This window comes from Prevotella sp. P5-64 (genome assembly GCF_002251285.1).
Lineage (GTDB): Bacteria > Bacteroidota > Bacteroidia > Bacteroidales > Bacteroidaceae > Prevotella.
Map to the genome: position 1 here is coordinate 75,986 of NZ_NPJK01000009.1, position 12,809 is coordinate 88,794.

Here is a 12,809-nt window from a genome sequence, read left to right on the forward strand (position 1 = left end):
CGCCCCAATCATCCACAGCTATCACATCCACAACCATGAGTCCCATTATCACCCTCGACAACATCAGCGCCAGTTATGACGGCAAGTCTGTATTGGAGCATGTCTCTCTCCAGATTTACCCTCACGACTATCTGGCTGTCATCGGTCCCAACGGCGGCGGCAAGACCACGCTCATGCGTGTCATCCTCGGACTCAAGAAACCCGATGCCGGACGCGTGACTTTCTTCCGCGACGGCGAGGCTGTCGACCACCTCGGCATAGGCTATCTCCCCCAGTACAGTCAGATAGACCGTCATTTCCCCATTTCCGTCTACGACATTGTAGCCTCTGGTCTGAAGACCCACCATTGGTGGCAGCGACGCCTCGATGCCCATCAGCGTCGCCAGATTGACGACACCCTCTCCCGCCTTGAACTCGGCGACTTGGCCAGTCATCATGTAGGCCAGCTCTCTGGTGGCCAGCTTCAGCGCGTGTTGCTTGCGCGTGCTGTCGTCTCCAACCCCGAGGTGCTTATCCTTGACGAGCCCAACACCTACATCGACAAGCGCTTTCAGGAGCAGATGTACCAGACCCTTGCCGAACTCAACAGCTCCTGCGCCATCGTCATCGTGAGCCACGACATTGCCACCGTGATTGACAATGCCCGCCATGTGGCGTGTGTCAACCACACTCTCCACTACCACGATACCGTTTCGATGCCCCATGAGAGAATCGAAGAGCATTTCCTCAATATTTGACCTATCTGTGACCATGTCTGTCACGCGGAAATGTAAAAACTGATTAAAAAGAACACATCCTTTTCATTTTCTTTATCATTACTGCACTTTCTTGCACGAAAAGCAGTAACTTTGCAAGTATATATAGGCCCGAAATTATTAATAATTACATAATAACAATGAAACAGTACAAAATTGTGGACAACATTCTCGGCTGGTTTACATTCCTTGTGGCAGCTGTAGTCTATTGTTCTACCATTGAGCCGACTGCCTCGTTCTGGGACTGTCCGGAGTTTATCACCACCGGCTACAAGATGGAGATAGGCCATCCACCTGGGGCACCATTCTTCATGCTCACCGCCAACCTCTTCACCCAGTTTGTAAGCGACCCGTCTATGGTGGCCCGCATGGTCAACACCATGAGTGCGCTGCTCAGCGCCACCACTATTCTCTTCCTTTTCTGGAGTATCACCCACCTTACGCGCAGGCTGATAATCAAGGACTGGAGCAATATGACCACCAGCCGCATGATAGCCATCGAGGCATCTGGTCTGGTAGGTGCGCTTATCTATACCTTCAGTGATACCTTCTGGTTCTCTGCAGTCGAGGGCGAGGTCTACGCTTATTCTTCCGCCTTCACCGCCATTGTGTTCTGGCTTATCCTCAAGTGGGAAGACCACGCCGATGAGCCCCACTCCGACCGTTGGCTTGTACTGATAACCTATATGACCGGCTTGAGCATCGGCGTACACCTGCTCAACCTGCTGTGTATTCCCGCCATCGTGCTGGTGTTCACCTACCGCAAGTTCCCCAATGTCGAGCTCAAGGGTTCGCTTATTGCCCTCGCCATCTCGTTTGTCCTGGTGGCAGCAGTGCTTTACGGTGTCGTGCCTGGCATCATCACCGTGGGCGGATGGTTTGAGTTGCTGTTTGTCAACGTGCTTGGCTGTCCGTTCAATACCGGCGAGATTATCTATCTGATACTCCTTGTGGGCACCGTGATATGGGCCATCTACGAGACCTATACCAACCGTCACCCCAAGCTCCAGAATGTGGCATTCCTGCTCTCTGTGGCATTGTTGGGCATCCCCTTCTACGGTTTCGGCATCAAGGCAGCCGTGACCGGAGCCATCGTGCTCGCCATCCTGTGGTTTGTGCTCAACTACAAGCGTAAGGGCAGTGCCGGCAAGGCCGTGCATCTCGTGTCATCGCGTATCAAGAACACCGCGCTGCTCTGCATGCTGATGCTCATGATAGGCTACTCGAGCTACGCGCTCATCGTCATCCGCTCGGCAGCCAATCCTCCTATGGACCAGAACTCTCCCGAGGACATCTTCACCCTCGGCAGCTATCTCAGCCGCGACCAGTATGGCGACAGCCCGCTGCTCTACGGCCAGGCTTACACCTCTGAGGTGGCCCTCGATGAGAAAGACGGCATGTGTGTGCCTCGTATGAAGACGGGCGCGCCCATCTACAGCCGTAAGGAGAAGAGCAGTGAAGACGAGAAGGACTCTTACTTCATTGTCAATACCAAAGACCGCTATGTCTATGCCCAGAATATGGTTTTCCCACGTATGCACGACCGTGCCCATGCCCAGGAGTATGAAGACTGGATGGGTGGCGTTCAGGGCGATATCGTCAACTACGACCGCTGTGGCCAACCCGTGCAGGTTAAGGTCCCCTCGCAGTGGGATAACCTCAAGTTCTTCTTTTCTTACCAGTGCAACTTCATGTATTGGCGTTATTTCATGTGGAACTTTGCCGGTCGTCAGAACGATATTCAGGGCCACGGCGCTCTGGAGAAGGGTAACTGGATTACTGGTTTCAAATGGTTTGACAACTGGCGTCTCGGCAATCAGGACAACCTGCCCGACGACCTGAAGAACAATAAGGGGCACAACGTATTCTACTGTCTGCCCCTCCTTATCGGTATCATCGGACTCTTCTGGCAGCTCTTCCGCGGACGCCGGGGCGAGCGCCAGTTCTGGGTAGTGGCATTCCTGTTCTTCATGACCGGTCTCGCCATCGTCATCTATCTCAACCAGACTCCCGGACAGCCCCGAGAGCGCGACTATGCTTATGCCGGCTCGTTCTATGCCTTCGCCATCTGGTGTGGTATGGGCGTCGCTGCCATCATCGACATGATTGCGCGCCGCTTCAAGAAGGAGAGCGTCATCATCAGCAGCGTTGTAGGTGCCGTGTGTCTGCTCATCCCCGTGCAGATGGCCAGCCAGACCTGGGACGACCACGACCGCAGTGGCCGATACACCTGCCGCGACTTCGGACAGAACTACCTCAACACCCTGCAGGACAAGGGCAACCCCATCATCTTTACCAATGGTGACAACGATACCTTCCCACTCTGGTACAATCAGGATGTAGAGGGCGTGCGTACCGATGCGCGCGTCTGCAACCTCAGTTATCTTGCTACCGACTGGTATATCGACCAGATGCGCCGTCCCGCCTACACCTCTCCTTCACTCCCCATCACCTGGAACCGTCTCCAGTACTGTATCGGTACCAACGACTATGTCGAAGTGCGTCCCGAGCTCAAGGAGCAGGTGCTTAAGTTCTATGAGCAGGACAAGGAAGAGGCAGTCAAGACCTTCGGCGAGAACCCCTTCGAACTGAAGAACATCATGCAGCATTGGGTTCTGAGCAACGACCCCACCACCCACGTCATCCCCACCGACACCGTCTATGTCACCATCGACAAGGACGCCGTGCGCCGTAGCGGCATGATGATGGTCTCTGACTCTATCCCCGACCGGATGGTCATCTCGCTCAAGGGCAAGCGCGCGCTCTACAAGAACGACCTCATGATGCTCGAGATGGTGGCCAACAGCCAGTGGACACGTCCTATCTATGTCGCCATGACCGTGGGCGAAGACAACTACATGAACCTTGGCGACAACTTCATCCAGGAGGGCTTGGCTTACCGTATCTCTCCATTCACCACCAAGGACGGCAACAACTTCGACACCGAGACTACATATAATAATGTAATGAACCGCTACAAGTTTGGCGGTCTCGAGAAGCCCGGCATCTATCTCGACGAGACAGTTCGCCGCATGTGCTACACCCATCGACAGCTTATGGCAACCCTTGCGCTCAAGCTTATCACCGAGGGCAAGACCGACAAGGCAGCCAAGGTGCTTGCCAAGGCCGAGAAGTGTCTTCCCACCTACAACCTGCCCCTGCGCTATATCGGCGGAGGCGGCGACATCGCCAGGGCGTATGCCCTCCTCGGTGCCAAGGCGAAGGCCAAGAAGATTATCAACGACCTCTGGCGCGACGCCACCCAGTACATGTCGTGGTATGTTACCCTCAACGACGCCAATTTCCACCAGTACTACAACGAGTGTCTCACCCAGCTCTATATCATGCAGCAGATAGTCGATGTGACCGAACTCGTGGACAGTAAGCTCGCCAAGGAGCAGCTCCGTCAGCTCAACGTGCTCTACACCATCTACCGCAACCGTGGTGGTGTTGACCCTAATGCCGAAGGATAGTCATGTTTATCGAGCAACCCTCTACGTTTCTACGCTGGCTTTACCCTAAAGCCGTGTGGAGAATGAACTCTCACGAGAAGGCCGTCTATCTCACGTTCGACGACGGCCCTCTCCCCGAGACCACACCCTTTATTCTCGACACGCTGAGGGAGTTCGGAGTGCGCGCCACCTTCTTTATGGTGGGCGAGAACGTGTTGCGACACCATGACCTGTACAACCGCATCGTCGAGGAGGGCCACCAGGTGGGCAACCACACCTTCAACCACCTGGGTTCGTTCAAGCACATGAGCATTACCTATGCCCTCAATGTCATCAAGGCCAACGAGCTCATCCACGCCCATCTCTTCAGACCGCCCCACGGCTGGATGCGGCCCACGGTCTATTGGTGGGTAAACCGCAAGTATCGCATCATCATGTGGGATGTCGTCACCCGCGACTATTCCAAGTGGATAACAGCCGAGGACGTGCTCAACAATGTCAAGCGATATACCCGCAACGGGTCTATCATTACCTTTCACGATTCGCTCAAGAGCATCGACAAGTTGCATTATGCCTTGCCCGAAGCTCTGAGATGGCTAAAAGAACAAGGATATGAATTCCGAGTTTTCAAATAAGTTAAAAGCCGAGGCCCGCAGTCTCGGCTTTTTTGCTTGTGGCATAGCCCAGGCGCGCCCCGTCGACGATGGCTACGCCCGCCGCTTCCTTCGCCGCGTGAGCAGTCGCACTTTCGCCGATATGGAGTATATGTACCGTCATGTCGACCTGCGCCTCGACCCACGGCTGCTTGTCCCTGGCGTGCAGAGCATTGTGAGTCTGGCGCTGCCCTATGCCCCCGCTGTCGAGGTGCCTCGCGACGAGCTTCATCTGGCTGCCTACGCGCTTGGCAAAGACTATCACGACGTGATGCGCCAGCGCATGCAGCTCCTCGTAGCCCGTCTTGGCATCACCGGGGGCTACCGGTGCTTTGTCGACACAGCCCCTGTGCTCGAGCAGTATTGGGCGCAGCAGAGTGGGATAGGGTGGATAGGCCGCAACCAACAGCTCATCATCCCCCACGCCGGCAGCCAGTTCTTCCTCGGAGAGATATTCCTCGACATTCCCCTCGACTACGACGAGCCCATGGCCTCACGTTGTGGCACCTGCGACCGTTGTCTGCAGGCTTGTCCTACCCACGCCATCCATCTCGACGACGACGGCGAGTCCACGATGGACGCTTGTCGCTGTCTCAGTTATCAGACCATCGAAAACCGTGGTCCCCTCTCCGACGAGGCATCCCGTGCGCTCGGCAACTGCTTCTATGGCTGCGACCGCTGCCAGCAAGCCTGCCCCTGGAACCGTTTCGCGCAGCCCACTGATGTGCCCGAGTTCCAGCCCTCACAAGAGTTGATGGCGATGACCACCGCAGACTGGCAGCAGCTGACCGAAGACGACTATCGCCGGCTCTTCAAGGGCAGCGCCGTGAAGCGCGCCAAGTATGCCGGCATCATCCGCAATATCGCCGCAGCCTCTGCCGACGACTGACCTCGTTATCAACCCTGTCTCCCCGTTCATGCCTGATATCCTCCTGTCTGGCGCCGTCCCGATGGCGCCCGTGCCCATCTGCGCCGAGATGGCATAAAAGTTGGATGCGAAGCGTGAAATGGTAAAATCAAACTTTGCAATGTGCAAATCAGAGTGTGAAATACTGAAATCAAACCACGAAATCAGGATTTTCGCCATCTCCTGGTTTTATGCCGTCATCGACCGCATGATGGTGACGGTGAGCACCAGCCAGAGGGCAACCCCTGACGGGGTGGGCAGAGTGGCGCGATGGGCGTCTGTCGTGGCTCACTCTCGCCGCAGCGATGCCTTGGTGCCCACATTAAGTACGACGTCTTCATAATAAATCGGCATATTCTGCGTTTATATGATATAGTCATACAAGTACAAACAAGTCAGCCGCCTCGAGGCTCAGCCTGCGCCCTTTGCGCCCCGCACAGCCAGGCCAAGAGCCCGTGGAGAAATGGGGCGGGCATGGCTGCTCCCGACAGATATATGGAACATACATCCTACAAGCATATCCTCAAATACACCAGCGTGTTTGGCACCATCCAGGGACTCAATATCCTGGTGGCGATGATACGCAACAAGCTCGTGGCGGTAATCCTCGGCCCTGGGGGCATGGGCCTTATCGCCCTCTTCAACTCCACCCTCAAGCTGGTGGGCGACTCTACCAACATGGGTGTGCCCACGAGCGGTGTGAAGACCATCGCCGAGGCTTATGAGAGCACCGACCGATGCAGGTTGGAAGAGAGCGTGTGCCTGATACGCTCCTGGAGCGTGATGGTGGCGCTGCTGGGTATGCTCGTGTGCGTGATGGCAGCTCCGTTTATCGACAGTTTCTCCTTCAACTGGGGCGCCCACACCCTCCACTACCTGCTGCTCTCGCCCACGGTGGCACTCATGGCACTCACCGGAGGCGAGATGGCAGTGCTCAAGGCCGTCAGACAGTTGGGCTCGTTGGCTCGCATCTCGGTCTACAATGTCTTTGCCGTGCTGGTGGTCACCATCCCCCTCTATTACCTCTATGGCGAGACCGCCATCGTGCCCTCGCTCTTCCTTGCAGCCCTCATACAGGCTGTGCTGACCCTCTGGCGTTCATGCCGTCTCTTCCCCCTGCGTCTCTCCTTCAGCCGCCGCTTTCTCAGTCGTGGCAACGGCATGCTTAAACTGGGACTTGCGTTTGTCGTAACCGGCATGATGGGCAGCGGCATGGAGTTTGCCATCCGCTCATTCCTCAATGTGGCGGGCTCGCTCAACACCGTGGGCCTCTACAATGCAGGCTACATGATGACGATGACCTATGGCGGCATGGTGTTCTCGGCCATGGAGACCGACTACTATCCCCGCCTCTCTGCCGTCGGTGGCACGGGGGCTACCCTCAACAGCTGCGTGAACCGCCAGATAGAGGTGTCGCTGCTCATCATGGCGCCCCTGCTCGTGGCGATGATGTTCGCCCTGCCCGTGCTGCTCCCCCTGCTCTTCAGTGGCAAGTTCCTGCCCGTGATTGGCATGATGCAGTTCTCGGTGATGGCCCTCTTCCTGCGCGCAGTCAAACTGCCTGTCGCCTATATCCCCTTGGGACGAGGCGATTCGCGGTCGTTCATGTTTATGGAGGGCGTCTATGTGGTGATGATACTACCCTTGATGTATGTCTGCTTTGGCTGCTGGGGGCTCACCGGTACCGGTGTGGCGCTGTTCATCGGTGCTGTGCTCGACACCGTGCTGCTGATGGTCTACAACCGTTGGCGCTACGGCTACCGTCCCGATGGTCGGGTGGCTGTATGTGTGGCTATGCAGCTGCCGGCAGTCATTGCCGCCTATGCCGTGGTGACTCTCGCCACGGGTTGGGTCTACTGGGTGGCAGCCATAGCGCTGGCCCTCGCCAGTCTTGTCGTCTCGCTCTGGCTCTTGCGCCGCCGCAACCGTCAGGACCACAATCAGGGAGGACGGCAGTGATGGTCAGACCTGTATGCTCCGTAATCGTGGCTGTGTACAACGGCGCCGCCTTTCTGCCCCAGTGCCTTGACTCGCTCATGGCGCAGACACTCGATGGGGTAGAGGTGATAGTGGCCGATGACGCTTCGACCGACGCCACGCCCGAGGTGCTGGCTGACTATGCCGCCCGCTATGACACTATCCGCACCCTGCATCTCGACGAAAACCACGGCCAGGCCTATGCCCGCAACCAGGCGCTGAAGTTGGCGCAGGGCGACTATATCTGCTTCCTCGATGCCGACGACTGGTACGACCGTGACGCCCTGAGACAGGCTGTCGATGTGTTCAGCCGCCATGCGCATACCGACTGCGTACTCTTTGATGTGGTGCAGTGGTTTGACGACCACCATCAGCAGCGCATCCCCCTGCCGCAGTTTGAGGTGATGAGCGGCTACGAAGCCTTCAGTGAGAGTCTGTCGTGGGCCATCCACGGAGTCTATATGGCGCGCCGCGCCCTCTACGACCGCTATCCCTACGACGACAGTTGCCGCGCCTATAGCGACGACAATACCACCCGGCTGCACTACTACATCTCGCGCGAGGTGAGACCCTGTGGCGGGCTCTACTACTACCGTCAGCACGAGGCGTCGGTGACCCACAAGGCAGGCCTCCGTCACTTTGACTATCTGCGCGCCAACGAGAGCATGCGCCGACAGCTGATAGACCTGGCCGTAGGCGACGACGTGCTGCGCCGCTATGAGAACCAGCGCTGGTTGGTGCTCGTCGACTGCTGGCGCTTCTATTTCATCCACCGCCAGCATATGACTCCCCATGACCGTAGGGCTGCTCGGGCAGAGATGAAGCGCGTGTGGAAGACCATCGATACCACCACACTGGAGCCCCGCAACAAGTGGAAACTGGGCTATATGCCCCTGCGCCCCTCGTGGCGTCTCTTCTGTCTTCAGGAAGAACTCTATTTCACGCTCAAACGCTGGCTGCGACGGCTCTGACAGCGGCTCTGCCGGGCATGGAGACAGGGGCGAACTTACCATTTGTCACAAAAAGTGTGTGTCTTAATGAAAAAAAAGTTAACCTCTACCAAAAAATGCCGCTACTCAGGGCGTTTCTTGATTATAAATGGTTATCTTTGCAGTGGAAATGATCTGAGAAATGACACTCGTAATAGTTGTCATATTGCTAATCGCCTATGTGCTAATTGCCACGGAGCTCCTGACAAAAGTCAATAAGGCTGCTGTTGCTGTATTTGCAGGAACGGTGGGTTGGATATTGTACATCTGCTACGGCACCGACTTCGTGATGAGTCAGCACCCTAATGATTATTTCGATTTCTTGAGTGGCGCCGTTCCCACAAGCAGTGTTGTCAAGGAGTATATCGCCCAGGATGTCTTTCTCAAATACGTTGGCCGCGGAGCAGAGATAGTGCTCTTTCTGCTGGCCACGATGACCATTGTAGAGATACTCCACAATAATGGTTGCTTCGACTTCGTCTCCCAGTTGCTGAAGACCCGTCGCAGCCGCCGACTGTTGTGGGCACTGTCGATAACCACCTTCATCATATCGGCCAACCTGGACAACCTCACCACCACGGTGATGATGCTGACGGTGATGCGCAGGGTGGTGCCCCAGTTGCGCATGCGCCTCTATTTCGGCGCGGCCATAGTGCTGGCAGCCAACTGTGGCGGAGCACTCACCGTAATCGGCGACCCCACGGGCCTCTTCCTCTGGAACATGGGCCACGTCACCCCCACCGCCTATTCGTCGGCGATGGCGTTGCCCTGCCTCACGGCTTGGCTGCTGCCCACCTGGTGGATAGGCAGAAGCCTGCCCGAAACGACTGATACCGAATGGGTGACGATGCCCTATCGTGGCGACGACACCCGTCTGAATATATGGCAGCGGCTGCTGATGCTCTTTGTGGGTATCGGCGGTCTGTGGTTTATCCCCACCTTCCACCGTATCACCAAACTGAGCCCTTTTCTCGGCGCCTTCTGCGTGCTGGCGGTGCTGTGGGTAGTCAATGAAATCTTCAACAGGCGTCTGATTGACACTGACGAGATGATGCAGCGTCGTGTGCCTCGTGTGCTGCAGTATGGAGTGATACAGATGATGCTCTACATCATGGGTATCATGCTGGCAGTGGGCGTGGTGCAGGAGACGGGAGCCGTGGGCTGGCTCGTGGCACAGCTCGACAACTACGTGGGAGCCACCTGGGTGGCTGGCACGCTGGCTGCGGCGCTGAGTACGGTGCTCGACAGCTTCACCTCGGCACTTACCTTCTTCACCATCGGCAAGAGCAACGGGCTCAACTCAGACTATTGGAGCATGATAGCCTATTCGACCGCCGTGGGGGGCAACATCCTCTGTGTGGGGTCGCTGAGCGGAGTGGCATTCCTCAAGACCGAGAACGCCAGGGTGGGGTGGTATATCTCCAATGTAGGCTGGAAAGCCTTCGTAGGCGCAGCCTTGGGTCTGGCGGTCATGATAGTGATGTAGAACGAAATAGAAACAACAATATAGATTATGGCAAAAATTAAAACAATCGGAATCCTTACATCCGGAGGCGACGCCCCCGGAATGAACGCCGCCATCAGAGCGGTAACCCGTTCGGGTATCTGTAACGGTTTTAATATCAAAGGTATCTATCGTGGTTATGATGGACTCATCAATGACGAGGTGGTTGACTTCACTACCGAGAACGTGAGTGGTATCATCATGTCGGGCGGTACGATACTCAAAACTGCCCGCTCCAAGGAATTCATGACTCCCGAAGGCAAAGCCAAGGCCTATGAGACCCTGCAGAAAGAGGGCATCGACGCCCTGGTGGTGATAGGCGGTAACGGTTCGCTCACCGGCGCTATGGATTTTGCACGCGCATACGATGTGTGCTGTGTGGGTCTGCCCGGTACCATCGACAACGACCTCTACGGCACCGACTCGACTATAGGTTACGACACCACGATGAACACCATCGTAGAGTGCGTGGACCGCATCCGCGACACAGCGCAAAGCCATGAGCGCATCTTCTTCATCGAGGTTATGGGACGCGATGCCGGCTTCCTAGCACAGAACAGCGCCATCGCCTCGGGAGCCGAGGCTGCCATCATCCCTGAAGACTCTACCGACGTAGACCAGTTGGCACAGTTCATGGAGCGTGGTATCCGCAAGTCAAAGCGTTCGTGCATCGTCATCGTCTCTGAGAGTCCCAAGTGTGGCGCCCTCTACTATGCCGAGCGTGTGCGCAACGAGTTCCCCCAGTATGATGTGCGCGTTTCCATCCTCGGCCATCTACAGCGTGGCGGTCGCCCCTCTGCCCACGACCGTATCCTCGCTTCGCGTACCGGTGTGGGCGCCATCCAGGCTATCATGCAGGGTCAGCGCAACGTGATGGTTGGCGTGCGCAACAATGAGATTGTCTATGTGCCGCTGTCGGAAGCCATCCGCTCTGACAAGCCTTTCGACAAGTCGCTCATCAAGGTGCTCGACGAATTGAGTATATAATATAATAATGTAGAACATATTAACACAATCAGCTTATGTCACAGATAAATGGACGCATCTCGCAGATTATCGGCCCGGTTATCGACGTATACTTCGATACCCACGGCGAGGATCCGGAGAAGGTGCTCCCAAAGATTTATGAGGCGCTCACAGTGAAACGCCCCAATGGTGAAGACCTCATCATCGAGGTCCAGCAACATATCGGTGAAGATACTGTACGCTGTGTGGCTATGGACAATACCGACGGACTGCAGCGCGGCTTGGATGTCGTGGCTACGGGAAGTCCTATCACCATGCCTGCCGGCGATCAGATCAAGGGCCGTATGATGAATGTTATCGGTAAGCCTATCGACGGTATGGAGAAGCTCGATATGCAGGGCGCTTATCCTATACACCGCGAGGCTCCGAAGTTTGACGAACTGTCTACCCACAAAGAGATGCTGGCTACCGGTATCAAGGTTATCGACCTGCTCGAACCCTACATGAAGGGTGGTAAAATCGGACTCTTCGGAGGTGCCGGTGTAGGTAAGACAGTGCTTATCATGGAGCTTATCAACAACATCGCCAAAGGACACAACGGATACTCTGTGTTTGCCGGAGTGGGAGAGCGTACGCGTGAGGGTAATGACCTGCTGCGCGATATGCTCGAAAGTGGTGTAATCAAGTATGGAGAAGCCTTCAACAAGGCCATGGAAGAGGGCAAATGGGACCTCTCGCTGGTTGACAAGGAAGAGCTGGCAAAGAGTCAGGCTACCCTTGTCTATGGACAGATGAACGAGCCGCCTGGGGCACGTGCCTCTGTGGCACTCTCGGGTCTTACTGTGGCCGAAGAGTTCCGCGACCATGGTGGCAAGGACGGCGAAGCTGCCGACATCATGTTCTTCATCGACAACATCTTCCGCTTTACTCAGGCAGGTTCTGAGGTTTCGGCTCTCTTGGGCCGTATGCCTTCGGCAGTGGGCTATCAGCCTACGCTGGCAAGCGAAATGGGTGCGATGCAGGAACGCATTACATCGACCAAGAACGGTTCTATCACCTCTGTACAGGCCGTCTATGTGCCTGCCGATGACTTGACCGACCCCGCTCCAGCCACTACTTTCTCTCACCTCGATGCTACAACCGAGCTGTCGCGTAAGATAGCCGAGCTGGGTATCTATCCCGCCGTTGACCCGCTGGGCAGTACCTCGCGTATCCTCGACCCGCTGATTGTGGGCAAGGAACACTATGACTGCGCACAGCGTGTAAAGCAGTTGCTTCAGCGTTATAACGAGTTGCAGGATATCATCGCCATCCTCGGTATGGACGAGCTTTCCGACGAAGACAAGCTCACCGTTAACCGAGCCCGTCGTGTACAGCGCTTCCTCTCACAGCCCTTCGCTGTGGCAGAGCAGTTTACCGGTCTGCCAGGCGTGATGGTGCCCATCGAAGAGACCATCAAGGGTTTCAATGCCATCCTTAATGGCGAGGTAGATGACCTGCCCGAGCAGGCGTTCCTCAATGTGGGAACTATCGAGGATGCCAAGGAGAAGGCCAAGAAACTCCTGGCTGCGGCTAATGTATAAGATGTGATTAATAACAAGTATCT

Annotated in this window: 10 protein-coding genes; all 10 read left to right on the forward strand. The window is 56.1% G+C overall.

All coding sequences use genetic code 11. The features are described from left to right. Nucleotides 1-35 precede the first annotated feature (35 nt). Nucleotides 36-737 carry a metal ABC transporter ATP-binding protein gene (locus tag CIK87_RS02220; RefSeq protein ID WP_094385081.1) on the forward strand — a complete coding sequence of 234 codons (702 nt, stop codon included), beginning with the start codon at nucleotides 36-38 and terminating at the stop codon, nucleotides 735-737. Nucleotides 738-895: 158 nt separating this feature from the next. Continuing rightward, entirely contained in the window at nucleotides 896-4,228 is a 3,333-nt protein-coding gene (locus CIK87_RS02225) for a protein O-mannosyl-transferase family (protein WP_094385083.1), read from the forward strand. Nucleotides 4,229-4,230: 2 nt separating this feature from the next. Then, the gene (locus tag CIK87_RS02230) at nucleotides 4,231-4,842 is read left to right on the forward strand and encodes a polysaccharide deacetylase family protein (protein ID WP_094385086.1); all 612 of its coding nucleotides are present in this window, start codon (nucleotides 4,231-4,233) and stop codon (nucleotides 4,840-4,842) included. Continuing rightward, nucleotides 4,820-5,749 carry a tRNA epoxyqueuosine(34) reductase QueG gene (gene queG / locus CIK87_RS02235; protein ID WP_094385088.1) on the forward strand — a complete coding sequence of 310 codons (930 nt, stop codon included), beginning with the start codon at nucleotides 4,820-4,822 and terminating at the stop codon, nucleotides 5,747-5,749. The genes CIK87_RS02230 and queG overlap by 23 nt, the downstream gene beginning before the upstream one ends. A 139-nt stretch (nucleotides 5,750-5,888) precedes the next feature. Then, nucleotides 5,889-6,110, forward strand: a complete 222-nt coding sequence (locus tag CIK87_RS13875) for a hypothetical protein (protein ID WP_144008074.1) — start codon at nucleotides 5,889-5,891, stop codon at nucleotides 6,108-6,110. A 152-nt stretch (nucleotides 6,111-6,262) separates the two neighbouring features. Next, nucleotides 6,263-7,726, forward strand: a complete 1,464-nt coding sequence (locus CIK87_RS02240; RefSeq protein ID WP_094385090.1) for an oligosaccharide flippase family protein — start codon at nucleotides 6,263-6,265, stop codon at nucleotides 7,724-7,726. Then, on the forward strand, nucleotides 7,726-8,715 hold the full coding sequence (locus CIK87_RS02245; RefSeq protein WP_094385092.1) for a glycosyltransferase family 2 protein: 990 nt from the start codon (nucleotides 7,726-7,728) through the stop codon (nucleotides 8,713-8,715). Before CIK87_RS02240 ends, CIK87_RS02245 begins: the two co-directional genes overlap by 1 nt. Before the next feature lie 160 nt (nucleotides 8,716-8,875). Then, nucleotides 8,876-10,219, forward strand: a complete 1,344-nt coding sequence (locus tag CIK87_RS02250) for an SLC13 family permease (protein WP_094385094.1) — start codon at nucleotides 8,876-8,878, stop codon at nucleotides 10,217-10,219. A 27-nt stretch (nucleotides 10,220-10,246) separates the two neighbouring features. After that, the gene (gene pfkA, locus CIK87_RS02255; RefSeq protein ID WP_022311582.1) at nucleotides 10,247-11,224 is read left to right on the forward strand and encodes a 6-phosphofructokinase; all 978 of its coding nucleotides are present in this window, start codon (nucleotides 10,247-10,249) and stop codon (nucleotides 11,222-11,224) included. 35 nt (nucleotides 11,225-11,259) lie between these two features. Further along, on the forward strand, nucleotides 11,260-12,786 hold the full coding sequence (gene atpD, locus CIK87_RS02260) for a F0F1 ATP synthase subunit beta (protein ID WP_022311581.1): 1,527 nt from the start codon (nucleotides 11,260-11,262) through the stop codon (nucleotides 12,784-12,786). The last annotated feature ends 23 nt before the right edge of the window (nucleotides 12,787-12,809 follow it).